This is a genomic window from Lysobacter sp. CA196 (assembly GCF_052078695.1).
Classification (GTDB): domain Bacteria; phylum Pseudomonadota; class Gammaproteobacteria; order Xanthomonadales; family Xanthomonadaceae; genus Lysobacter.
In genome coordinates, this window is the sequence record NZ_JBQJIN010000005.1 from 97,848 (window position 1) to 122,569 (window position 24,722).

Sequence of the window (24,722 nt, forward strand, 5' to 3'; positions counted from 1 at the left end):
TCGATGGGAGGCGATGATCGACATCGGCGGTCATGCCGGCAATGACGTCGCAGGTGCAATCTGCATGACCTCGGAGGTCATGGTTTTGCTCGAAGCCGGCTCCTATCATGGCCGCATGAACATGGCCCTCGCTACGAATCCGAAGACCGGCCCGCGCGGCCACTGCGTCGGCGCATTGCTGCGCGAATGGCGTGGGGTCAGGCGCTGGAGTCAGCTCGATCTCGCTCTGGACGCGGGCGTGTCGGCCCGCCACCTGAGCTATGTGGAGACCGGCAAGTCGCAGCCGAGCCGCGAGATGATCGTCAAGCTCGCCGACGCCCTCGACATGCCGCTGCGCGAACGCAATGCGCTGCTGGTCGCGGCGGGCTTCGCGCCGAAGTACCCCGAGACGGCGCTGGCGACGCCCGAGTTCGCCCAGATCCGCCGCGCGATCGAGTTCATCCTCAAGCAGCAGGAGCCGTATCCGGCGTTTCTGTTGAACCGGCACTGGGACGTGTTGATGGCCAACGAGGCCGCGGTGCGCACCAACGCCTTCGTCATGTACGGCCGCCCGAACCGCCACGCCAATATGATCCGGCAGATCTTCGATCCCGAAGACCTGCGCCCGGCGGTCGCCAACTGGGAAGAGGTCGCCGGCGAACTGATCCGTCACCTGCATACTGCCGTCGCCGCGACGCCCGGCGACAGCGCGGCGCGCGCCTTGCTCGACGAGGTCATGGCCTATCCCGGGGTGCCGTGCCATTGGCGCCGGCGCCAGTTCGATGCGGCGCCGTCGCCGTTGCTGACCACGATCCTGCGCCGCGAGCAACACGAGCTGCGTTTCTTCTCCACCATCACCACCTTCGGCACCCCGCGCGACGTGACCATCGACGAGTTGCACGTGGAATGCTGTTTCCCGATGGACGAGGCCACCGCGCAGCTGTGCCGCGCGCTGCAGGACGGTTCGCTCGCGGCTTGAGCCGATGCGCGGCCCCGGTGAGCGGGCATGGCGAGGCGTCGATGCAGTAAGGCAACCAAATGGTTGCATTTCGGTGCGGGCGGTATTAGCCTTCGTTTCGGAGGTACGACCATGAACGCATCCACCGATCGCATCGAGAAACAGATCCTGCTCAAGGCGCCGCGCACGCGGGTCTGGCAGGCCTTGGCCGACGCCGAGTCGTTCGGCGAATGGTTTGGCGTCCGCTTCGAAGGCCAGCGTTTCGTGCCCGGGCAGACCACCCAGGGCCGCATCACCTATCCGGGCTACGAGCACTTGCTGATGCAGGTCGAGGTCCAGCGGGTCGAACCCGAACGCCTGCTGTCTTTCCATTGGCATCCCTACGCGGTCGATCCCGAGGTCGACTACTCGCAGGAAGCGCCGACCCTGGTCGAGTTCACCCTCGAAGAAGTCGACGGCGGCACTTTGTTGCGGGTGGTCGAGTCCGGTTTCGACCGTGTGCCGGCCTCGCGACGCGACGAAGCCTTCCGCATGAACAGCGGCGGCTGGGACGAGCAGATGAGCAACATCGAGCGGTATGTCGGCTAGATCGGAGTCTTCGGCCCGGCCCGCGTTGAAGGCGCCGGCGTTGTGCAAACCTGCCTTGCACAAGCCGGCCTCGCACAAGCCGGCCTCGCATAAGCCGGCCTTGTTTAAGTCGGCGCGGGTGTTCGCCGCGCTCAGCGACGAGACGCGGCTGCGCCTGGTGGTGGCTCTGTGCGCGGGCGGTGCGATGTCGATCGCGCAACTCACCGGCGGCACCGACATCAGCCGCCAGGCGGTGACCAAGCACCTGCAGGTGTTGGCCGAGGCCGGCCTGGTGCGCGACCTCAAGGCCGGGCGCGAACGCCTGTGGGAGTTCGAACCCGCACAACTGGACGAAGCGCGGCGCTCGCTCGATGCGATCTCGCAGCAGTGGGACCAGGCCTTGCTGCGGCTCAAGTCCTTCGTCGAAGACTGACCGCGGCGACCACCGACGCGGCCGATGGTCGCCGGCGCAACGACGGCGGCACGGATCATCGCTCCATCAGGTCGCGCAACGGCAGCCCGTGCTCGCGGCAGTACTGCGCGTACTCGGCGCGTTGGGTCTCGGCGGTGGCGCGCATCCGCACCACGCCGCCGGGGCCGAGGAATTCGACCGCGCCCATGACCACGACCAGGGCGATCATCGGTTCGTCGCCGACGATCTTCCACCAGTCGGTATTGCCCGGCGGCTCGTAGACGTAGTCGCCCGGGCCGATCAGCTCGCCGCTGCACAGCAACCGGCTGCCGCTGAGGTTGTAGGCGTGGATCTCGCCGGTGTGGTGGTGCAGCGGCATGACCACGCCCGGGTCCATGCGCAGCAGCTCGACGAAGCCCCGGTCGTCGGCGAGGAAGCGCAAAGGCTTGGCGGCCTTGCCCGGGGTCGAGGACGGAATCCAAGGCAGCTCGGCAGTGGTGCTGAAACGTGCGGGCAGGTAGTCGCGCAGGGCATCGAGTCCGCTGGACATGAGGGTTCCTCGGAGGGATGGGAGGCAGGAGCGGCTCAGCCGGCGACTGCGGCGAGGAAGCGGTCGAAAGACTCGTCGACCGCTTCGCGGCCGCCGCCGACGATGTTGCGGCCCCAGGTGTAGCCGTAGACGTCCTCGAAGGCGTAGCCGGCGATGCGTTCGCGCATCACCCGCACGTCGCTCGGCTTCATCGGGATGTAGTTGGGATAGCTGTACATGAAGGTGACGTGGCGGCGGTCGAACACGACCTGCAACGCATCGCCCGGGAACAACGCGCCGCCGCCGCGAGGGCCGTGTTTCCAGTGCAGCGCGGTGCTGCCGGGGAAGTGGCCGCCGCAACGGATCAGGGTCACGCCTTCGGAGAGCTGGTATTCGTCGCCGCTCCAGTAGCGGATGTGTTCGCAGGGCCGCTGCACCCATTCGCGATCCGCCTCGTGCAGCAGGATCGGCACGCCGCCGAGCGCTTGGCTCCACTCGACCATCGAGGCGTAGAAATGCGGGTGCGAGATCGCGATCAGGTCGACGCCGCCGCGCGCGCGCAATTCGGCGACGGCCTCGTCGGTGACCAGCGCCAGGCATTCCCACAGGATGTTGCCGGCGTCGGTCTGCAGATACAGCATGCGTTGGTCGATCGCGAACGCCGGCGCCAGGCCGATGCCGAGCACGCCGGCGTCGTCTTCCAGCCGCAGGCGGTAACGTTGCGCCAGCGCTTCGTGGGTGGTCCAGATCTGGCCCTGCCAGCCGACGTATTGGCGCTCGTCTTCGCAGATCGGGCAGTGCGCCGGCATGCCGGCGTGAGGGGCGAACTGGGTGCCGCAGGTTTCGCAGATCGGCAGGGACATGGCGGGCCTCGCGGAGGTGGGCGGTGCAGACGCGGGACGAGTCAGGACTTGGTGGTCGTCGCGCCGTGGTTGAACAGGACTTGTCGCGCTTCGTCCGACAGCACCGGTGCCTTGCTGTACGGGTCGTCGATGCCGGCGTAGACGCGCTGGGTGGCCGGACGTGCGGCGATGGTCTCGAACCAGTGCTGCAGATGCGGGGTCGCGGCGAGGTCCTGGCCGAGCCCAGCGTGCGGCACGATCCACGGGTAGCAGGCGATGTCGGCGATCGAATAGCGGTCGCCGCCGAGATAAGCGCGGTCGGCGAGGCGGCGGTCGAGCACGCCGTACAGACGCTTCACTTCCTGGGTGTAGCGCTCGACCGCATACGGCAGCGGCTCCGGCGCATAGACGCGGAAGTGCCCGGCCTGGCCGGCCATCGGGCCGAGCCCGGCCATCTGCCAGAACAGCCACTGGGTGACTTCGAGGCGGGCGCGGGCGTCCTCGGGCAGCAGCAGGCCGGTCTTCTCGGCGAGATAGAGCAAGATCGCGCCGGACTCGAACACCGCCACCGGCTCGCCGCCATCGCGTGGGGCGTGGTCGACGATGGCGGGGATCTTGTTGCTCGGCGAGATCGCCAGGAACTCGGGACGGAACTGTTCGCCGGCCGACAGGCTGACCGGCACGATCCGGTGCGCCAGGCCGGACTCTTCCAGGAACAGGCGCAGCTTCAGGCCGTTCGGGGTCGGGCTGTAGTAGAGGTCGATCATCGGGAGGAGGCTCGTCGGGGAGGGGCGGTGCGGCGGCGTCGTGCCGCTTCCATGGATCCAGTTTAGGAGTACTCTGGTGCCCTGGATGATCCAAAATGGTGAGATTTCATGGGGCCAGTTTTTCCGTTTCCCCTGGCCCTGCCGGACCGCGGCCAGGGCACCCTGACCCAGGAACTGCACCAGCAACTGCGCTCGGCGATCCTCGACGGCCGCCTCGCCGCGGGGGCGCCGCTGCCGGCGACGCGCCAGGTGGCCAGCGAGCTCGGCGTTGCCCGCAATACCGTCGTCACCGCCTACGACCTGTTGATCGCCGAAGGCTATGCATTGCCGCGCAAAGGCGCGAAAACGGTAGTGGCCGAGATCGCCGGACGCCGCGAACGGCGCGCGCCGTCGCTGCTGGAACAGGGGCTGGAGGACCCGCGCCTCAACCCGCTGTGGCGCACGCCGTTCATGCGGCCCTCGCCGCCGCGCAGCTTGCCGGAGCGGTGCTTCCGTCTCGGTATTCCCGAGCATCGCCATTTCCCGCACGAGGTCTGGCGGCGGTTGTCCGCGCAGAGCCTGCGCGAGTGGTCCAGGACGCGTTTCAGCTATCCGCCGTCGGAAGGCATCCCGGCCTTGCGCGAGGCGATCGCCCAGCACGTCGCGTTCGCGCGCGCGGTCGCTTGCGCGGCCGACGATGTCATCGTCACTTCCGGCGCGCAGCAGGCCTTCGACCTGCTCGCGCGCCTGCTGGTGACGCCGGGCGCGACCCAGGTCGCGGTCGAGGAGCCGGGCTATCCGCCGGTGCGCGCGGCCTTCGCCGCGGCCGGCGCGCGCCTGGTGCCGATGCCGGTCGACGACGAAGGCCTGTGCGTCGACCGCCTGCCCGAGGACGTGCGCGTCATCAGCGTGACGCCGTCGCACCAATCGCCGACCGGCGTGGCTTTGTCGTTGCGCCGGCGCAAGGCGCTGCTCGAGTTCGCCCGCCAGCATCATGCGGTGGTGATCGAAGACGACTACGACGGCGAATTCCGTTTCGGCGGCCGCCCGCTCGACGCGCTGCAGACGCTGGATCGCGACGCCCTGGTGTTCTACGTCGGCACCTTCTCCAAGAGCCTGTTCCCGTCGCTGCGCAAGGGCTTCGTGGTGGCGCCGGCATGGGCGCGCGATGCCTTGATCACGGTCAAGCACTGCGCCGATTCGCACTGCGACACGATCACCCAATCGGTGCTCGCGGCCTTCATCCGCGACGGTCACCTGGCCCGCCACGTGCGGCGCATGCGCACGATCTACGGTGAGCGCCGCGACACCCTGCTCGACGGTCTGCGGCGCGAACTGCATCCGTGGCTGGAGCCGATTCCGTCGGAGGCCGGCCTGCACCTGGCCGCGCGCATCCGCGACCCCGAGCTGGCACCGGCGATCCTGACGCGCATGCTGCGCCATCTGCCGGGCGCGCAATCGACCGGCGACTACGCGACGAGCGCGCTGGAGCGGCCGGCGCTGACCTTCGGTTATGGCGTGATCGATGCCGACGAGATCGTTCCGGCCTTGAAGCGTTTCCGCCGATCGCTGGAGGAACTCGGCGGCGCCCAGGTCAGGCCTGCGCCGCAGACACCGGAATGAAGCAGTGCGGCTTCATCCGGCCGAAATCGGTCCTGCGTTCGCTGCGCACCCGCGGGTTGGGGTCGAGCACCCAGCCGCCGTCATCGCTGTGCAGATAAACCACCCAGTGCCAGCTGTCCTCGCGGTGGTTGTAGTTGATGCCGGCGATGCCACTGCGGTCGAGCGCGTCCCATCGGCTCAGGCGGCGTTGCGCTCCCGCACGCAGGCCGAGCAGTTTGAGCATGCCTCGCAACTGGTGGGCATCGCTGAAATAGGCGTTGCGGATCGTGCGCGTCGTGCCGCCGTGGCCGACGACCCGGTCGCGCGGGCCGACGCCGAGCCGGCGTGCCAACATCCGCGCTTGCGCATAGCCGATGCCGCCGAGCATCGCCACGCAGGCCAGGCCACAGCCGGTGGCGTCTTGTTGGGTCGTTCTTCGGATCACGGCAGTCGGGGGAGGCGTCGCCTCGGGCCTATTCAACACAGAACCTCATTATTCTGGCCTTGACGTCAAGCGCCAACTGCTCGCGCTGAACGATTCGCAGCGTGCCCGGTCCGGTGCGATACGGCGCCGATCGCGATGACACTTGAATCGTATCAATCCAATCGAAGCGCTGCGATGCTTCGGCCCGAGCCCGGGACAGGCGCCGCCGAGTTCTTCCGGCGAGCGGCGGAAACGCCGTAAGGCCGCGGCGATTTCGTCGGCATCGATGACGCCGTAACCGAAGCTCGACGCCGGTCGTTCCGGGAGCGGATCGCATAGTCGCCGACCGACTGCGCGCCGGGCGGGTGGCGCAGCATTCGCGTCGCGCTCGCCGACCCCGGCGCGGGCTCGCGGATGCGCGCGATTCCCTGCTGTTGCGGTTGGCCTCGGGCTTAAGCTGGCCGTTCACGGGGCACGGCGAACGCGCCCGATCCACAGGGATCGAACGCGAGAGCGACCGGCGTGCGTGCCGCGCCGCAGCGCGGCACGCGGCCAAGTCAATTCCGCAGCAGGCGCTGCAGGGTGTCGCGCATATCGAACGCGCCGGCTTGCGGAACGTTCGCGGCGCCCGGATGGTTGCCGGGGCAACGCGGTGCCGGCATCGCCGAACGCGGCGCGGCGACCGTCGCCAATTCGACGCATTCGCCTTCGATCGCGTCCGCGCCCACGCCTGCGGCTTTCGTGCCCGCCATGCCCATGCCCTGGCGGCCGGCCAGCACCACCGGATTGGCCGGCAGGCCTTCCCAGGCGCGCGGCGTGTCCAGCAGTTCGACCTTCTGTATCGCGACCTCGCCGGGCACGTTGATCACCCAGGTGCGAAAACTCCTCTCGTGGTTGGGATCGGTCGCTTCCGGCTTCGGTGCCGTGGTCGGGTCGAACCAGGGTCGGAACCCGCCCTGCAGCAGGATGGTGCGCACGTTGCCGTTGGTGTAGGTCACGCGCAGGCTGTAGTCGCAGCCGCTGCCGTGGCAGTACCAGTTATAGGCTCCGTTGGGAGCGATACTGGCGCGCTGCGCCGCGTCGGCGGGATCGATGGTGCGCACCAGATTGCCGCGGAAGCTCAGCACCGGATAGATCTGCGACACGTTGGGCGTGCCGGCCAAGCTGTAGCTGATCACGATGGCGTGCACCGGGACGTCGCGCTTCGTGGGACGGTTGTCGTCGATGCCGTACAGGCCGTAGTCACTGGTGGTAGCTTCGACGTTGACCCAGCGGCGGTCGAGGCTGTCCCAGCGCTTGTAGCCGCCAGGGAAGGCCGCATCGGCGATGATGCTGCCACCGCCGTACACGCGCGCGCCATTCTCGACCCGGGTAACGCCCTCGAAGTGACGCTGCATAATGCCTACGCTGTAGTCGGAGAAAATCGAGAAACGATAATTTTTGGCTCCGTCACCGGCGCCGCCCTGCATCGGATCCTGCTTGATACAGCGATCATGGGCGTCGATCAGGCGATTGTCGTTTGTGCGGCATTTGGCATAGTTCTCAGACGTCGGGGGCATGAACGGCGCTTGAAACTCCTTGCGTATGCTGTCGTAGCCCCATGCCGAACCACTGAGGCTGCCGCGCGGATAGGGATACTTGGCCTGATCGTAGGCCTCGCCCTGATGCGGCAGACCCATCGCGTGACCTTGCTCGTGCACAAAAGCGACGGTGTAAGTGTGGTCGCCGACGCCGATGTCGCCGCCGAGGCTGCCCAAGCCGCCGCCAGGAAACTTGTAGACGCCGGCGGCGTCGAACATCAGCAGCGGCGCGTAATACTGCACCGGTCCGGAGCTTTCGCCGTTGGCATGGAGCAGACCACCGATCGTGCCCAGCACCGTGCTCATGATCTGGAAGCCGGCGTGCTCTTCGTTGGTATTGTGGATGACGTAAGCGGGTTTGCCGTCCTTCGGCCCGATCACCACGGTCGGCCAGACCACGCGCTTGGCCGGATGGTTCTGCGCGACCAGGCTGGCGACCGGCCACTTGGCGTAAAGCTCGTCGACCGTGGCGGCGTCGGGTACCGCGGTGTCGGCGAGCGGAATCGAATTGGTGTCGGTGGCGCCGAACAGATAGAACGGCAGCACGCGCAACAACGCCGGGCTGTCTGCGCCGACCAGCGGCTCGCGGAATGCGCCCACGCTGTAGTTGTCGGCGCGCACGCGCAGCTTCAGGCCGGGTGCGAGCCAGGCCTTGGGCAGCGTGGCGGCGTAGACGCCGTTCGCATAGGCGGGGCCCGCGGCTTCGGTCGGCGGCAGCGTGGCGCTCAATGCGGCCGTGCCCAGCTGCACGCCGTCGCGCCAGCCTTCGACCCGCGGATTGACGGCGTCGCCCTTGGCCAGCTTGATCAATGCCAGCGCTTCGCGGCCTCCGATCGCGTGCAGCTCTTCCTTGGCGTTGGTCAGCGTCCAGCGCAGGCCGCCTTCGGGCATGACATGGGTCTGCGCGAGTTCCAGCTGCGCGATCTCCAGTGGCGCGAATGCGGACGGCGGCGTGGTCGGTGGCGGCACGGTGGGTGTCGGCGTGGTCGGTGGTGTAGCGGTCGGAACGCCCGGAATGCCGGAATCCTTGCCGCCCTTACCACCGCAGGCAACAAGACACAGCGAAGCTGCCAAGGCGGCAGCGAGGTGATGAGTACGCATGAAGTCCCCTGAATTCATTAGAGCGCGGTACTGCGCCGCGCGCATATTCTCGGTGCGGCCGATGAGCGGCGTTCTGCGCATTAGTGCATGCATTTCGTTAACTCCTGTGACGGGTTAAGCAAGGCGGTAAATTTTGCGATCAGCGCTTCGGCATGCCGATCTGGCGCGGGCGATGAAACATGCGGAAGACAACGAAGCCGTGTTCGTCGATGCGTTCGTCGCTGTCTTGGACAGTACGTTGAACTCAATGCGTTGCTGGACGGGCGCGGCCCGTTATCTATCCAGTCCCTGCTTCGCCCTGGAGTGGTCGATCTCGAAATTCCTCAGTGCAACTGTTTGAACGTCTGCCTCCGGCATCCGATTCATGCCGAATTTCAGTGCCGCTAGCCGCTGCGATTGCGGCTTGAATTTTGGATTTGGTACGACTTTCAGCGTGGGTCGCTGCACCCGGCCAACATGCTCTTCGGGTACAACCGGCCGGCTTTTGACGGCTGTCTTTGGTTTTCGATTCGCTGTAATGCGAGCGCAACTGCTTGCGGCCTGCGTCCGAAGCCAGGCCGTGGATGCACAGGGCGGTGCATGCGTGCGTGCAAGATCGTCGACAATGAAAAGCCCGGCCCCGGATCAACCGGGGCCGGGCCCATGGCTCACACGGGTGCCGCGGTCAGTACTTGACCTCCCAATACTTGAGCCAGCCGGCATCCCCCGGCTTGTTGTCGTTCACCCGCAGCGACCAGTTGCCGTTCTTGGGTTCGCCGACCAGATTCAACGGCATATTGAGGATGGTGAGGTTGTCGGCGCTGGCGCCGGTACGGTTGTGGATGTTGTACACCTTGCCCGTCGGCGAGATCAGATCGACCTTCAGATCGCCACTGGCGGGATGGACGAATTGCACCGTAGCCCAAGCACCGTACTTGATATAAGCGCCACCCGGGTCGTTGTTGTTGCCGTTGGGGACGTTGATCGTACTCAGGAAGTCGCCGCCGCTGGCGTCGGGGATCGAGCATTGGGCCTGATCGCAGTACTTGGCGTACCCGATGGGGTATTCGTAGGTGGCGAGCAATTTCACACCAGAGTAGTTGCCTTTCAACAATACGCGGTACTCGGTCGCTTCCTTATCGTAGGGGTAGTAGCAGGTTACGGTCAGGGTCTTGCTGGTACTGCTGGACTTGCAGTCGTAATTGGTGGTGCTGACCGTCGTGCTGTTGCGCTTCACGTACAGCACGCGAGCGCCGGTACCGCCGGAAGCGGTGATGGTGATCCTGTTCGTTTCGGGCTTGGTGGCCACCCTGAAGAACTGCTCGCCGGTCGGTCCACCGGACACATCGGTCCAGGGCACGTTGTGGGTCAGCTGACTGGCAGCGATGATGATGTACTCGTACCGGGTATGGCTCAGGCCGTCGTTATCCTTCACGGTCAGCGTGATCTTGTAGAAGCCGGGCCCATTGTGGAAGTACTTGGTCGGGTTCTGCTCGGTGGATGTAGTGCCGTCGCCGAAATCCCAGCTGCGCGAAACTATCGTGCCGTCCGCGTCCGTGGACGTATCCTGCAGTTCTGCATGCTGACCACGCGCAGCGATCCTGAAGTTCGCCGCCGGCGCCCGCTTGCCGGCAGCCAAATCACCGCAGCCCGTCCACAGTTGGCCAGCGTCGATGCCGACGACGTTGAAGGCCTTGATCACGTCCTGTCCCTTCAGGCCCATGTCGCAAGCCGCGCGCAGCGCGCCGGAGGCACCTTGGTTGAACGAGGTGTTTTCGGTCCAGTAGTCGCGGTTGGCGCGGGCGAAGATCTGGAACGCGGTCTTGGTGTTCCAGCCCGGCGTGGTGGCCAGGAGGTAGAACGCCTTGTTGTAGACGCCCGAACTGCGGTGGTTATTCATGCCACCCTTGTGGAACTGGAGGACATGGTCGATCGAAACGCCGCCGTCCTTCTTCGGGTCGTCCATGTACCGAATTCCCTTGCCCTCACCCTTGACGATGTCGTGACCGACAATGAAGTCGTTGGTGCCGTGCATGTAGTATTCGGCGGCCTCGCCGGCCATGTCCGAGAACCCTTCGTTCAGGGCGCCGGAGTCCCACATGTCGTAGAGCAGGTCCGAGTTGTGGTTGGTATAGCCGTGCGAGACCTCGTGCGACATCACGTCCAGGCTGACCAGCGGATAGTAGAAGTCCTTGCCGTCGCCGAAGACCATGCTGTTGTTGCTGCGGTCGTATGAGGCGTTTTCATACTGGTTGGCGTAATGCACGCCCAGCATGAGCTTGCCGGGAATCGGCGCCTCGCCCATGTACGCCTGGTACATGTCGAAGACGACGTTGCCGTAGTAGTGGGCGTCGTTCATCGGCGCGTACGCGCCATTGATGGGCTTGACGGTATTGCGCGGGCAGCTGTAGCTGTACGCCGTCTTGCCGTTGAGGTCGACATCCAGATCGGTCAGGTGGTTGAGGTTGATGGTCTTGACGCGGTCGTTCTCCAGGGTGCAGCTCGAGCCCGACTGGGTCACGTTGAGGTAGCCGAAGTCGGTGCCGTACTCGTACTTGCCGGTCTTGTCGTTGCCGCCCGGGCCGGTGCCGTTGGCGTGCTGCAGGTTCTCCCATTGCTTCAGGATGCGGCCGTTGTTGGCGTCGACCAGCAGGTTCGGCAGAGTGGGGTTGCCGCCCTTCTGGCTGTCGGCGTAGAACTGCACTCGATAGACCAGGCTGGCGCGGCCGCTGTCGTCGACGTAGATGTTCAGCTCGGCAGTTTCGCTCCGCACGCGGGTGCGGCCGCCCAGGGCGGCGCGCTTACCGGCGGCGAGCGCCTCGGCCTTGCTCAGCTTGGGTTTGATCGAGGGGATTTCGCCGGCCAGGCCGGTGATCTTGCGGCCGTACAGCGCACGCACTTCGCCGCTGGCGGCATCTTCGCTGACCACGACGCTCTCGCCGAAGATCGGGACGCCGCGGAAGGTCTGCTTGTAGCGGCTGTTGCGGGCGCCCAGGCTGGTCCTGCGGCTCTTGGCGACCAGGTGCGACTCGCTGTCCAGCCCGATCATCTGGGCATGGCGGGCGTGGGTCATCGGGGCCGTACCGGCCGTACCGGCCGCGTTGGCCATGGCGCTTTGTGCCCGCTTGAGCGTAGCGGGATTCAGTTTCATGAGGTCAACGCGCTCGGCGGCGGCCGCGTTACCGGCGAACAGTACGAGCGTCGCGGCGCTAGCCAGTACGCCCTTGGTCAAAATGCGATTCACTTCGATATCCCCTCGTAGTCTTTTGTATTCGGCCACGGTCGCGGCCGTATCGGTGCTGTCCTCCCGCTGGTGGCGGGCCCATTCCCTCGGGACGAAAGACAAATAGATGGCTGTCGGATGACAGGCCTTTACCGGCGATCTTTTTTTCTCTGCTAAATATCGAATGAGACTTAGATCACGGTTTTCCGGGCTAAACCCGTCGTTCACCGCCGCGACCGGTGGCCGGGCGGACCGCTTTGGCCAGGTGACAAACGCGAATTTGTTGCATCGCAGCGAAGGATTCGCGGCGCGGCAGGCGTTTCTTGACAGTCGGATCCCCTCGCGACACGACGAGCGACACGGCCGAACGACGCAACCGTGCGCCTGCGTGTGGAATCGCTGCTATCCGGGAGCGGGCCCCTAGTTCCAGGGATGCGGTGCCCAACGTGGCTCGAACGGGCCCTTGGCCGCGCAAGGCGTGCCGTAAACTCATTCCTTATGTGACGCTGTAGCCGCGCCTGGCGGTCAAGCCGAAGCCGAGGTTCCTGGACAGATGCGGACGATGCCTTGGCCTACCGATACCCGGTATCTGCGCACCGGCGAACTGGTCGTCGACCTGCGCAACCGGCTCGTCACCATCGACGGGGCGGATGTCGAGCTGCAGCAGCGCGTCTTCGACCTGCTCATGGTGTTGCTGGCCGAACCGCATACGCTGCACAGCCGCGCGCAGCTGTTCGAGAGCCTGTGGCCCAATGTCGTCGTCGAGGAGGCCAACCTCTCGCACTGCATCTGGGTGCTGCGCAAAGCGTTGGGCGACGACCGCAAGAGTTGGATCCGCACCGTGTCCAAGGGCGGATACATCTGCGAGCCGCCTGGTCCGGTCGAGGCGTTGACGACCCTGCACGCGCCGGGTGCGGCCGCAACGACGGATGCCGCGACACCGTCGCTCCCGGCGCAGCCTGCAGAGCTAATACCCGACACTGCTCCGGACGCAACGACTTTCGCCCTAACCGCGGCCCCCTCGCGCGCCGACGCGGTTGGCAGCCTGGCGCCTTCGACATCTTACGCCGCCGCGCCCGCGTCCTCCGAGCGGCGGCGCCGCTGGGCTGGCTGGGCGATAGGCGCGTCCATCGCCGCAGCGTTCGCCGCGATCGTCTTGATCGGTTGGCGGCTCAAGGGCGAGCGCGCGCTGCCGGCGGTTGCCGCGACAAGCCAAGCGCAGATCATCGCGGTGATCGAAGTGGAAGACCCCGCCGCCGCCAATCGTTGGCCGGTCAAACTGTTGCGCCAGTGGCTGACCTGGAAATTGACCAGCCTGCCCGAACTGACCGTGCTCAACGAAGCCGAATTGGCTGCCGACGCCAGTGCCACCAGCCCGACGTCGGTATTCATTTCCGCCAGCAGCGTGTCCAACGACGCCCGACTGATCGTGCTGCGCGCGCGCTTCCAGGGCGCCCCTGGCGGGCCGGTCATCGAAGTGCGCGGCACCCACGCCGAGGTGCCGGCGATGGTCGACACCCTGTCGCGCCGGGTGATGACGCGCTTGGTGCCCACGGACGCCGAGAACTGGCCGGCTCTCGCCCTGGATGCAGCGACCGCACGCCGCTACGCCGACGCGATCGATGCCTACGAGCGACGCGACTGGATGGCGACGGCGGCGATTTCCAGTGCCGTGGCGGCGCGGGCTCCTCGTTTCGGCCTGGTCCGATGGCAACTGGCGAAAGCGCAGTCCTTCCTGTCGCAGGCCCCGGCCGCGATAGAGAACATGCAGGCAGCCTATGCGCTGTTGCAGCCGGCGCCGGCGCGCGCGCGCGAACTGCTCGACGCGCAGCGCCTGGCCATCGATCCGGAGCCACAGCAGCAGCTCAAAGCCACCCGAGCCTACGGCCGGCTGGCCGCGCGCTACCCGCACAACGCCGCCATCGCCCTGACGCACGCCAGCCTGCAACTAACCTCGGGCGAGGAAGCGCAGGCGATGAAGACCCTCGCTTCGCCCAATTGGGAGCGCGAGCCGATCGGTACGCGGATCGAGCGCCTGCTGGCGCTTTCGTCCGCTTACCGCAGCGCCGGGGATCCTGCGCGCGCCATGTCGAGCGCGCAGGCAGCGCAGCGGTTGAGTCGAGACGCCGGCCTTGGCTGGGAGCTGCAACAAGCCGCGGCTTTGCTGACCATTGCGACGATCAACGACGCGACCTACGAAAAGCCAGCGCCCGCACAGTTCGAGGAAGCGGCCGCCTTGTTCGAGGCAGGCGGCGACCATACCGCGGCCCTGTACGCCCGTTTCCGTGCCGAAGCCGCACGCCCGCCCGCGGCCGGCAGCGGCGAGCGCTTCGACGCGCTGCTCGCCAAGGCCCGCGCCGGCGGCTACCGCAAGCTGGAACTGGAAATACTGATGCGTATCGCCAAACAGCATCGCGACGGTGGCGACATAGACCAGTACCGCGCGTACCTGGTGCAGGCATTGGCCGTCGCGGAAGTCTCCGCTCCGGCGATCTGGCGTAATCATCTGCAGATGGTGGTGACCAACCAGGACCTGATGCTCGCCCGTTACGACAGGGCCGACGCCCGCGTGGAACGTTTGCGCGGCGCAGGCTTGCAGGGCCATGCCGCTCTGTTGCTGGCCCGGCTGGAGGCCGATCTGGCGATGGTCCGCGGCCGCTATGCGCAGGCCTTGGCGGTGCTGGATAGCAGCGAACGTCGTTTGATCGGGCAACGGCCCGATGAGAGCGGGATCACCGAAGCGCAGATCACGCTCGCGTGCACCCGCATGTGGGTCCGACTTCCCATGGGCGACCTTCAAGGCACCCGTACCGATATGCAACGGTGCAAGACGAGCAAACACAGCAATTGGGCGAATATCACATTGCTGATGCAGGCCCGCACCGCGCGCTTGGCGGGCGACCGCGACGCCGCCCATACCCAATTGGCGGCCGCACGCGCCGCCTTGGCGAAGTCCGAAGACGATTCCGACCGCTGGGCCCTGACCTTGACGGCCACCGAACTACTGACCCGGCTCGGCGACATCGACGAATCGGACCGCGTGTATCGGCAATTGCTGCCGAAGCTGCAGCGCAGCGGCTATGCCGCCCTGATCGCCGGCGCCGAAACCGGCCTGGCCGAGAATGCCGCCGCACGTGGCGACTGGGTTTCCAGCCGCGCGCACATCGCCGCGGCGCGCGGCATGTTGCCCACGAACGAATGGCTGCTCAGCCATCGCCTGGACATGCTCAAGGTGGCCGATTCCTGGAGCCATGGCGATCGCGAACGTACCGTCGCCCTGGCGACGCCGCTGCACGCACGGGCCCACGCGCTGGGGGATGCGGTCGCGCAGATGGAGTTGCACAGCCTGTTGCCGCTCGATGTCCTCGCAGAGGTCGGCGGCGCGGTCGAACGCGAACGATTGATCGCCCGCACCGGCATGCGCGGCGCGAAGATGGAATGGCTCAAATCCGTCGCGTTGGAACCGGTCGGCCGATCGCGAGTCCCGGCGTCGGTCGCACCTGAGGGCTAGGGGCAGGGTTAGAGTGCGGTTCCCGGCGCTCGGCAAGCCCATATCGACCTGCGTGGCGCGAGGGCAGGACTGCCAATCGTCTTGCCCTGGCCCTGGCCGTGGCGTTGGCTTCGGCTCCCCATTGCCGCTCAAGCGCCGGGCATGGTTGCGTCTGCCCGTCCGAATCGCGCTCCAGGCGCCGACCGCTGCCCTAGGCTCGGTGATCCCATTCGAAGATGGCTCTCCAGCGCCGTCCTTGAATACAGGCATCCGCTGGCCGGTCGGATGGTTGCGATTGGCACGAACTCGCGTCCCAGCCGCTGGCCAGAATGGCTTCGGTCCCGTGCCTGACCCGCCCCGGCCCGCGCCGATGTCGTGATCTGGGATCCCGGTCCTGATGGAATGTGCGCCTGGATCTGGCCGATAGTGGCGTTTGGCCGCGCCGGTTCAGGCGGCGGACGGCGCCGCGAGCGGCCATTCGGGCGCCCCGGCTCCAGGCTGAATGGGGCTGACGGGCGCTTCGCTTTAATAAGTTATTAATTGCAAAGGGTATGTTGATGCCCACGCCGCCCCGTCACCGGGCCGGCGCTCCGCCAGCCCGGCCGGTCAAGGCCGGGATGCCCGTTCCAGTACCGCAACACTGTGGAACTTTCCCCACCTTTAGCAGTCATATATCGCGACTGCTAAGATGACCCCCATGACCTCTATCGCCCAATCCACTGCTCTAGTCGCCAACAACCTGCCTGTGCCCAGCGCGCTCGGTTCGCTGGACGCGTATATCGGCGCCGTGCACCAGATCCCGGTGCTCAGCGTGGAAAACGAGCAGGCGCTGGCGCGCCGCTTCCGTGAAGAGGAAGACCTCGACGCGGCCCGTGAACTCGTTCACTCGCACCTGCGCTTCGTCGTCCACGTGGCCCGCGGCTACAACGGCTACGGTCTGCAGATCGGCGACCTGATCCAGGAAGGCAACATCGGCCTGATGAAGGCGGTCAAGCGTTTCGACCCCGATCAGGGCGTGCGCCTGGTTTCGTTCGCGGTCCACTGGATCCGCGCCGAGATGCACGAGTTCATCCTCAAGAACTGGCGCATCGTCAAGGTCGCCACGACCAAGGCGCAGCGCAAGCTGTTCTTCAACCTGCGCAAGAGCAAGACGCGCCTGGGCTGGATGAACGCCGAGGAAGTGCGCCTGGTCGCCAAGGACCTCAACGTCTCCGAGCGCGAAGTGCTGGAAATGGAATCGCGCCTGTCCGGCCGCGACATCGGTTTCGATGCGCCTTCGGACGAAGACGACGATCACGCGCCGCCGTCGCCGGCCGCGTACCTGCGCGCGAGCGACGAAGATCCGTCGCAGTCGTACGAGCGCGAGGACGAGGAAGGCAACAAGCTCGGTCTGCTGCGCGAAGGCCTCGCCGGCCTGGATGCGCGTTCGCGCGACATCATCAAGCGTCGCTGGCTCGATGCCGACAGCAAGATCACCTTGCAGGAACTGGCCGACGAGTACGGCGTCAGCGCCGAGCGCATCCGCCAGATCGAAGCCAACGCGCTGAAGAAGATGCGCGGTTTGTTCGCCGCCTGATCGGCGACTCGCCATAGTCGAATACGACGGCCCGGGAAACCGGGCCGTCGTCGTTTGCGGCGCCGCAACCGGCCGCGGCGTTCGCGGCTGCGACGCGCAAGAAGCGGATATCGCCGCCGTTACCGCGGGTCTAACGTGCCTGCCTGTCTTCAGGGAATTACGCCATGTCTCGCTACCGCATCACCGGCTTGTCGCCGGAACCTTTCGCCACCCTCGGCGCGCTCGACGACGCCAGCTTGCGCGCGCATGGTATGCGCCGCATCGTCGCCGATTCGCCGAACGGTTACCCCTGCCGGATCAGCTTGGCCGACGCCGCGCCCGGCGACTCGGTACTGTTGCTGACCTTCGAGCACCACGCCTGCGACGGCCCGTATCGCTCGAGCGGCCCGATCTACGTGCGCGAAGGCGCCACCGCGGCCTCGTACGACGACGCACTACCGGCGTTCCTGCGCACCCGCACTCTGTCCTTGCGCGCCTACGACGCCGACGGTTGGATGCGCGGCGCGCGAGTGGTCGCCGGCGCCGACGCCGATGCGGCGCTGGCCGAGTTGCTAGACGATGCGGACGCGACCGAAGTGCACGCGCACAACGCCCGCACCGGGTGTTTCATGTGCCGGATCGATCGCGTCTGAAGCACCTCGCGGACAGCTACCGAGTCCGCCGCAAACACGAAGGGCGCCGCGAGGCGCCCTTCGTCGTCGTTACCGGTGCAACCGACCCGATGTACGCACCGCGTCGTGTTGCCGTCTTCATGGCGGCGGCGGGTCGGCGCAGGCAGGCTCGCCGGTGCCGAAGATGATGCGGGCGTGGCGCTGGTAGGTGAAATACGCCCACGACCAGTTGAGCATCACGATCAGGCGATTGCGGAAGCCGATCAGGAAGAACACGTGGGCGGCGAGCCAGAACACCCAGGCGAGGAAGCCGGAGAACTTGAAGCCGCGCAGGTCGACCACCGCGGCGCGGCGGCCGATGGTGGCCAGGTTGCCGAAGTCGACGTAACGGAAAGGCTCGACCGCGCGATGGCCGAGGCGCGCGCGTATCGCGGATGCGACGTAGGCGCCCATCTGCTTGGCGCCCGGGGCGACGCCGGGCACCGGCTGGCCGTTGGCTTGTTTGACGCTGGCCAGGTCGCCGGCGACGAAGATCTCCGGATGCCCGGGCACGCTGAGGTCGGGTTCGACCAGGATCCGGCCGGCACGGTCGCGCGGCGCATCGAGCAGGGCGCCGAGCGGCGACGCGGCGACGCCGGCCGCCCACAGCACCGTGCGTGCGGGCACGAACTCGGCGCCGAGCCGATAACCGCGGCCGTCGATCTCGGCCACCGGGGTGCCGGTGACGACTTCGACCCCGAGCCGCTGCAACTGCGCGCGGGCTTTTTCCGACAGCGACTCGGGAAAGTTCGCGAGCACGCGCGGGCCGGCTTCGATCAAGCGCACGCGCGCCTGCGCCGGGTCGATGCGGCGGAATTCGCGGCGCAGGGTCTTGCGCGAAATCTCGGCCAGAGTGCCGGCGAGTTCGACCCCGGTCGGGCCGCCGCCGACCACCGCGAAGTGCAGCCAGGCCGAGCGTTCTTCCTCGGTCTCGGCGGCTTCGGCGCGTTCGAAGGCGAGCAGGACCCGGCGGCGGATGTGCAGGGCGTCGTCGAGGGTCTTCAGGCCCGGCGCATCGTCGGCCCATTCGTCGTGGCCGAAGTAGGCGTGGGTCGCGCCGCTGGCGAGCAGCAGGTAGTCGTAGTCGATGACGTCGCCGTCGGCGAGGCTCACCTGGCGCGCGTCGGCGGCGATGCCGGTGACTTCGCCGAGGCGCACTTCGACATTCTTCTGATTGCGCAGGATGTGGCGCAAGGGCGCGGCGATGTCGGGCGCCGACAGGCCGGCGGTCGCGACCTGATACAGCAGGGGCTGGAATAGATGATGGTTGCGACGGTCGATCAGGGTGATGCGCACCTCGGCCGAAGCCAGGGCGCGCGTCGCCCACAGACCGCCGAACCCGCCGCCGACGATGACGACGTGCTTGCGGGAGTCGCTCATGACGATGGAACCTCGATCAGCTGAGATGACGGGTAAGCAGGTCTTCGAGCTTGCGCTGGTCGGCGGCGAAACGGCGGATGCCGTCGGCGAGCTTGTCGGTCGCCATCGCGTCCTCGTTGTGCTGCCAGCGGAAGGCGGCCTCGTCGAGCTTCGCATCCGGCGCGCCGCGCTGGCCGTCGTCGTTGAGCGCGCGCGCGACCGTGTCCTGGCCGGCTTCGAGTTCGCCGAGCAATTCAGGCGAAATCGTCAGGCGGTCGCAACCGGCGAGTGCGAGCACTTGCCCGGTGTTGCGGAAACTCGCGCCCATTACCACCGTGGCGTAGCCGTGGCGCTTGTAGTACTGCCAGATGCGCGCGACCGACTGCACGCCGGGGTCGTCGGCCGGCGTGGCCGGCTTGGGCGTGCCGTTGGCGAGGTGCCAGTCGAGGATGCGGCCCACGAACGGCGAGATCAGGTACACGCCGGCCTCTGCGCAGGCCACCGCCTGGGCGAACGAGAACAGCAAGGTGAGGTTGCAGTGGATGCCTTCGCGTTCGAGCTGCTCGGCGGCGCGGATGCCTTCCCAGGTCGAGGCGATCTTGATCAGCAGGCGCTCGCGGCCGATGCCGGCCTGGTCGTACAGCTCGACGATGCGGCCGGCCTGGGCCAGGGTCGCATCGGTATCGAAACTCAGGCGCGCATCGACTTCGGTCGAGACGCGGCCGGGGATCAGCTTGAGGATCTCGCCGCCGATCGCGACGGCCAGCCGCAACCCGGCATCGTTGACGCGTGCGGCGGTGTCGGCGCCTTGCGCCGCGGCGACCGCGGCTTCGATCAGCGGCGCATAGGCCGGCAGGGCCGAAGCCTTGAGCAGCAGGGAGGGGTTGGTGGTCGCATCGAGCGGACGGAAGCGGGCGATGGCTTCGATGTCGCCGGTGTCGGCGACGACGGCGGAGAGTGCGCGCAGTTGTTCGAGCTGGTTGGTCATGGGGGTGGGGTCATGTCGTGTCGTTAGGGTCCCCGCCATTCTCACTGATCGAGGTTAGCGCGTCATGACCGTGGCGCTCGTTTCGGCGCCGGCACGGCGTCGAGGCGCCGACGACAGGGTTGCGCTAGGCTGGGCCGAGACAGGGCCGGGACCGGCCCGCAGGGGAATCGCATGGCCGCAGAGGAAAAACGCATCGCGCTGCTGATCGACGCCGACAACGCGCCGGCGGCGAAGATCGACGTGATCCTGACCGAGGTGGCGAGCTACGGCGTCGCCAACGTGCGCCGCGCCTACGGCGACTGGAAGAGCCCGAACCTAAAGAGCTGGGAAGCGGTGCTGCACGACTACGCGATCCGGCCGATGCAGCAATTCGCCTACAGCAAGGGCAAGAACGCCTCCGACATGGCGATGGTCATCGATGCGATGGACCTGCTGTATGCGCGCAACCTCGACGGTTTCGCCATCGTCTCCAGCGACGCCGATTTCACCCCGCTGGTGATGCGCCTGCTGACCGAAGGTGCCAAGGTCTACGGCTTCGGCGAGCAGAAGACGCCCGAGCCTTTCGTCAACGCCTGCTCCAAATTCACTTATGTCGAAGCCCTGGCGCAACCAGCCAGCGCCGACGACCCACCCGGCGACGCCACCGCCACGCCGGTGCGCAGCGCCAAGGACCTGCGCAGCGATACGCGGCTGGTGCAGATGCTGCGGCGTGCGGTCGAAGCCGCCAGCGGCGACGACGGCTGGTCGCGCCTGGCGACGATCGGGCAGCAGATCGGCAACCAGGCCTCGTTCGACCCGCGCAATTACGGCTACCGCAAGCTGAGCGACCTGATCGAGGCGATGGGTCTGTTCGAACTGCGCCGCGACAATCTGATGGTATGGGTGCGCGACAAGCCCAAGGGCGGCGCGAACAAGACGCCGGCGAGCAAGCCGGCGGCGAGCAAACCGCCTGTCAATCCGGCACCGGCCAACAAGCCCGCCGCGAGCAAACCGCCCGCGAACAAGCCGGCGGCGAGCAAGCCGAAGGTCAAGGTCAAGACCTGACGCTGGCGCGATTGGCGATGCCGCAAGGGTAGGAGCGGCGCGAGCCGCGACCGCGAACCGTGGACGGCCACGATCTTCCTTTGACGGCGTCGAATTCCATCCTCGGCCATGGTTTTATTTTTTAGCTTTGGCCTTGGCCTTGGCCTTGGCCTTGGCCTTGGCCTTGGCCTTGGCCTTGGCTGTGGCTGTGGCTGTGGCTGTGGCTGTGCGTCGTTCCGCACTAGCGAAGGCAATAGAAGACCCGAAGGGCGGCCCGCATGGATGCGGGCCGTTTTTCATCGGGACAAGGATGTCCCGTATGAAAAATCACCGCGTCGGCATCGCGCGCGCGGGCCTGTGATTCAAAACAAAGCATTTTTCTTTGGTTTGCACTGACCAGGACCAAGTGCATCACTCTTCATCTGATGACCCGCTTTTTCCTAGGCGGACGGCAAATCAGAAATTCTCGACTGATCAAAGGCTTACTCTGAATCAAGGCCGGTTTACCAGGAAGGAGGTTTAAGCCTTTGATCCGCTTGGGTGATGCACTTGTACCTTGAGAGTGCAGTTACCTTTCTTTTGTTGCTTATGACAAAAGAAAGTAACCCGCCGCTTCAGTGGCGGAAGCTTTTGGCGTTTGATCTAGATCTTGGTTGAGCGAGGCGCCCCGAGACCGTCGCAACGATGTCGCGGCTTGCGCCGCTCCTACCCTGGTTCCAGCCGGAAGCGTTGCGAGGTTGAGGCGCCGTGGTCGCCGCTTCTAGGGTAGGAGCGGCGCAAGCCGCGACCACGCCCTGTCGGCCTCCGGCGTTTCGATCAAGCAAGTGCAGAGCTTCCGTCCGCTGACGCGGCCGGGTTACTTTCTTTTGCTGGCCCAAAAGAAAGCTAACCAAAGAAAAGGCCTTCCTTGACGAAGCTCCCCTGCGAGTTCGCAGCGCGCGCGGGGATTTTCCGATAAGACATCCTTGTCTTATCGGAAAACGGCGCACGTCCTGTGCGCCGCCCTCCGGGTCTACGATCGCATCGCAAGGTCGGAACTGCGCCAAGCTCATCGGGCAACAGCAACAGCAAATCCCCCCTACCCCCCCTTTTTCAAAGGGGGGGTACAGCAGGGCGCGTGGTTGGGTTGCGACGACTCAGGGCGTCGCCTCCCCAAAGCCTGAGCGCGGCTCAGTACAGATCGATCGGATCCACATCCAAGGACCAGCGCACCTTGCGCGCTTCCGGTGAGGCGTAGATCGCCGGCAGGGCAGCGTCGAGCGCGGCGTGCAGGTGGCGCCGTTCCAGTGCGGTCAGGATCAATTGTGCGCGCTGGTAACCGGCGCGGCGCGGCATCGGCGCCGGCAAGGGGCCGTTGATTTCCAGGGCCGGGCGCTGCCCCGGCGGCGGACGCCGGCGTGGGTCGGTGCAGGCATCGATCTCGCGCCGCGCCTTGGCCAGGAACGCGTTGGCGACGTCGACTTCCTGTGCTTCGGCGCGCAGCAGGGCCATGTGCGCGAACGGCGGAAAATCGGCGGCTTCGCGCTGCGCGAGTTCGGTTTCGGCGAACGCGGCATAGCCGCCGGTCAACAACGTATGCAGCAGCGGATGCTCGGGGTGATGGGTCTGCAGCAGCACCTGCCCGAGTTTGTCGGCACGGCCGGCGCGGCCGGCGACCTGGATCAACAGTTGCGCGAGTTTCTCCGGCGCGCGGAAGTCGGCGCTGAACAAGCCTTCGTCGATGCCGACCACCGCGACCAGGGTCAGGTTCGGCAGGTCGTGGCCCTTGGCGAGCATCTGCGTGCCGACCAGGATGCCGGGCGCGGTGCCGAACTCGGCCAGATGCTGTTCGAGCGCGTCGCGGCGCTGGGTGGTGCCGCGGTCGATGCGGCGCACCGGGTAATCGGGGAAGCGCGCGCTCAACGACTCTTCGATGCGCTCGGTGCCGGCGCCTTGCGATTGCAGGGCCAGGCCGCCGCAGTCCGGGCAGGCGTCCGGGGCCGGGCGGCGAGTGCCGCAATGGTGGCATTGCAGGCGCCGGCCGCCGCCGTGCACGGTCATCGGCGTGCCCTTGAGCGGGGTGCTGCAGCGCGGGCAGTGCGCGGTCCAGCCGCAGTCGTGACACAGCAGCACCGGCGCATAGCCGCGCCGGTTCTTGAACACCAGCACCTGGCCGCCGGCGTTGAGGGCCTGGGCGATGGTGTCGACCAGCTCCGGCGACAGGCCGGCTTCGAGCGGGCGCTTGCGCACGTCGACCACCCGTACCTGCGGCGCCTGCGCCTGGCCGGCGCGGCGTTGCAGGCGCAGATGGCCGTAACGCCCGGCCTGGACGTTGCGCAACGACTCCAGCGACGGCGTGGCGCTGCCGAGCAGGATCGGTATGTTCAAGGCCTTGGCCCGGACCAGGGCGAAATCGCGGGCGTGGTAACGGATGCCGTCCTGCTGTTTGAAGCTGCCGTCGTGTTCTTCGTCGATCACGATCAGGCCCGGCTGCAGCAGCGGCAGGAACACCGCCGAGCGGGTGCCGACCGCGACCTGCGCCTCGCCGCGCGCGAACGCGGCCCAGGTGCGCGCGCGTTCGCCGTCGGACAGGCCCGAGTGCAGGGCATGGATCGGCACGCCGAGGCGGGCGCGGAAACGCGCCAGGGTCTGCGGGGTCAGGCCGATCTCCGGCACCAGCACCAGGGCTTGTTTGCCGCGCGCCAGGCAGTCGGCGATCGCGTGCAGGTAGACCTCGGTCTTGCCGCTGCCGGTGACGCCGTCGAGCAGGAAGGGCACGAAGCCGTCGGCGGCCAGCACCGCGTCGACCGCGTCCTGCTGTTCGTCGTTGAGCGCCGGCCCCGGTTGCGGCGCCGGTGCGCGAGCGCTGGCCGGCACCGCGATGCGCTCGGCCAGCTCGCGCTTGGCCAGGGCGCGCGCGGCGCTGCGCCAATCGTCCAGGGCCTCGTCGAGGCGGTCTTCGTCGCAGGCGCTGTCCTGCAGCAGGTCGGCGAGGCGGCGCGGGCGGCCGGCGCGCAGGCCTTCGCGGCCGGTGCGACCGGCCTCGGTCAGGCGCCAGGCCCAGGCATGGGTGTCGGGCAATGGTTCGCCGTGGCGCAGCGGGCCGGGCAGGGCGGTCGCCAGGACCTCGCCGAGCGGCGCATGGGTATAGCGGGCCAGCCAGCGCAGCGAATCGAACAGCTCGCCGTGCAGCAGCGGGTCGGCGTCGATCCGGCCCAGGGCGGCCTTGAGCGCGGCCGGGTCGGCTTCGTACTCGGGTGCGCCGACTTCGGCGACCACCCCGACCAGCTCGCGGCGGCCGAACGGCACCCGCACCCGATGGCCGACCGCGGCGTCGCCGTCGGCCTGGTTCGCGGGCGGCAGATAGTCGAACAGCCGCGGCAAGGGCAGCGGCAGGGCGACGCGCCAGACGGTGGTTGGCGGCGGAAAGAGGGCCTCGGGCATGGCATCAGTCTAGCGATCGCGGAGGATCGGCGGCAGCCGAAGGAGTTGCGGACCATAGCTCGCTATTACGTGACAATAGTCACGTAAGTTGCGGTATACGAAGGGAAATCCCCCTTATCCACACGGGCTGTGGATAAATCTGTGCATGGCGGGTCGGCAGCGATGCGCGAGAGCGTTGAAATAAGCCCTCGGGTTAGGTTGGTGAAAAAAGTGCCAACGCAGTTATCTTTATATTTATCAATGCGTTAACCGTGAAACATGACTGTCATGC

17 protein-coding genes are annotated in these 24,722 nt (G+C 66.8%); 8 read left to right on the top strand and 9 right to left on the bottom strand.

From position 1 onward, the window contains the following. Positions 1-64 precede the first annotated feature (64 nt). The 3 genes from ACTOWK_RS06845 (at position 65) to ACTOWK_RS06855 (ending at position 1,937) form a co-directional block, all read left to right on the top strand. A complete protein-coding gene (locus ACTOWK_RS06845; protein WP_441329431.1) occupies positions 65-958 on the top strand; it encodes a helix-turn-helix domain-containing protein in 894 nt (297 codons plus the stop codon). Between the two features lie 111 nt (positions 959-1,069). After that, complete coding sequence (locus ACTOWK_RS06850; protein WP_441329432.1) at positions 1,070-1,525, top strand: SRPBCC family protein; 456 nt, start codon at positions 1,070-1,072, stop codon at positions 1,523-1,525. Between the two features lie 40 nt (positions 1,526-1,565). Then, positions 1,566-1,937 carry an ArsR/SmtB family transcription factor gene (locus tag ACTOWK_RS06855; RefSeq protein WP_441329433.1) on the top strand — a complete coding sequence of 124 codons (372 nt, stop codon included), beginning with the start codon at positions 1,566-1,568 and terminating at the stop codon, positions 1,935-1,937. A gap of 55 nt (positions 1,938-1,992) precedes the next feature. Here ACTOWK_RS06855 and ACTOWK_RS06860 read toward each other — a convergent pair whose 3' ends face one another. From ACTOWK_RS06860 to ACTOWK_RS06870, 3 genes are read right to left on the bottom strand one after another with little or no spacing between them, the layout of a single operon-like run. Further along, on the bottom strand, positions 1,993-2,466 hold the full coding sequence (locus ACTOWK_RS06860) for a cupin domain-containing protein (protein WP_441329434.1): 474 nt from the start codon (positions 2,464-2,466) through the stop codon (positions 1,993-1,995). A gap of 35 nt (positions 2,467-2,501) precedes the next feature. Next, positions 2,502-3,308, bottom strand: coding sequence for an MBL fold metallo-hydrolase (locus tag ACTOWK_RS06865; RefSeq protein WP_441329435.1), 807 nt, complete (start codon positions 3,306-3,308; stop codon positions 2,502-2,504). A 41-nt stretch (positions 3,309-3,349) separates the two neighbouring features. Beyond that, positions 3,350-4,054, bottom strand: a complete 705-nt coding sequence (locus tag ACTOWK_RS06870; RefSeq protein WP_441329436.1) for a glutathione binding-like protein — start codon at positions 4,052-4,054, stop codon at positions 3,350-3,352. A 108-nt stretch (positions 4,055-4,162) separates the two neighbouring features. On the opposite strand from ACTOWK_RS06870, the gene pdxR reads away from it, so the two are divergent. Next, complete coding sequence (gene pdxR / locus ACTOWK_RS06875) at positions 4,163-5,656, top strand: MocR-like pyridoxine biosynthesis transcription factor PdxR (protein ID WP_441329437.1); 1,494 nt, start codon at positions 4,163-4,165, stop codon at positions 5,654-5,656. On the opposite strand, the gene ACTOWK_RS06880 is transcribed toward pdxR, so the two are convergent. The 3 genes from ACTOWK_RS06880 to ACTOWK_RS06890 all read right to left on the bottom strand — a co-directional run bounded on the left by ACTOWK_RS06880 (position 5,628) and on the right by ACTOWK_RS06890 (position 12,170). Further along, positions 5,628-6,080, bottom strand: a complete 453-nt coding sequence (locus ACTOWK_RS06880; protein ID WP_441329438.1) for a hypothetical protein — start codon at positions 6,078-6,080, stop codon at positions 5,628-5,630. The two genes, pdxR and ACTOWK_RS06880, sit on opposite strands and share 29 nt — an antisense overlap. Before the next feature lie 536 nt (positions 6,081-6,616). Then, complete coding sequence (locus tag ACTOWK_RS06885; RefSeq protein ID WP_441329439.1) at positions 6,617-8,740, bottom strand: M66 family metalloprotease; 2,124 nt, start codon at positions 8,738-8,740, stop codon at positions 6,617-6,619. Positions 8,741-9,404: 664 nt separating this feature from the next. Then, positions 9,405-12,170, bottom strand: coding sequence for a M4 family metallopeptidase (locus tag ACTOWK_RS06890; RefSeq protein ID WP_441329440.1), 2,766 nt, complete (start codon positions 12,168-12,170; stop codon positions 9,405-9,407). Positions 12,171-12,504: 334 nt separating this feature from the next. Here ACTOWK_RS06890 and ACTOWK_RS06895 point away from each other — a divergent pair, with 334 nt between their 5' ends. The 3 genes from ACTOWK_RS06895 to ACTOWK_RS06905 all read left to right on the top strand — a co-directional run bounded on the left by ACTOWK_RS06895 (position 12,505) and on the right by ACTOWK_RS06905 (position 17,640). Continuing rightward, on the top strand, positions 12,505-15,453 hold the full coding sequence (locus tag ACTOWK_RS06895) for a winged helix-turn-helix domain-containing protein (protein WP_441329441.1): 2,949 nt from the start codon (positions 12,505-12,507) through the stop codon (positions 15,451-15,453). Between the two features lie 676 nt (positions 15,454-16,129). Then, positions 16,130-17,008, top strand: a complete 879-nt coding sequence (rpoH, locus tag ACTOWK_RS06900) for an RNA polymerase sigma factor RpoH (RefSeq protein ID WP_441329442.1) — start codon at positions 16,130-16,132, stop codon at positions 17,006-17,008. Positions 17,009-17,172: 164 nt separating this feature from the next. After that, positions 17,173-17,640, top strand: coding sequence for a DUF1203 domain-containing protein (locus tag ACTOWK_RS06905; protein ID WP_441329443.1), 468 nt, complete (start codon positions 17,173-17,175; stop codon positions 17,638-17,640). Between the two features lie 117 nt (positions 17,641-17,757). On the opposite strand, the gene ACTOWK_RS06910 is transcribed toward ACTOWK_RS06905, so the two are convergent. After that, on the bottom strand, positions 17,758-19,038 hold the full coding sequence (locus ACTOWK_RS06910) for an NAD(P)/FAD-dependent oxidoreductase (protein ID WP_441329444.1): 1,281 nt from the start codon (positions 19,036-19,038) through the stop codon (positions 17,758-17,760). A gap of 16 nt (positions 19,039-19,054) precedes the next feature. Next, positions 19,055-20,005, bottom strand: coding sequence for a transaldolase (tal, locus tag ACTOWK_RS06915; protein ID WP_441329445.1), 951 nt, complete (start codon positions 20,003-20,005; stop codon positions 19,055-19,057). Positions 20,006-20,176: 171 nt separating this feature from the next. On the opposite strand from tal, the gene ACTOWK_RS06920 reads away from it, so the two are divergent. Then, positions 20,177-21,049 (top strand): NYN domain-containing protein, encoded by an 873-nt coding sequence (locus tag ACTOWK_RS06920; RefSeq protein ID WP_441329446.1) that lies wholly within the window; start codon positions 20,177-20,179, stop codon positions 21,047-21,049. A 1,149-nt stretch (positions 21,050-22,198) separates the two neighbouring features. On the opposite strand, the gene ACTOWK_RS06925 is transcribed toward ACTOWK_RS06920, so the two are convergent. Next, positions 22,199-24,451: a primosomal protein N' gene (locus ACTOWK_RS06925; RefSeq protein WP_441329447.1), complete on the bottom strand. Its 2,253-nt coding sequence runs from the start codon at positions 24,449-24,451 to the stop codon at positions 22,199-22,201. Positions 24,452-24,722 lie beyond the last annotated feature (271 nt).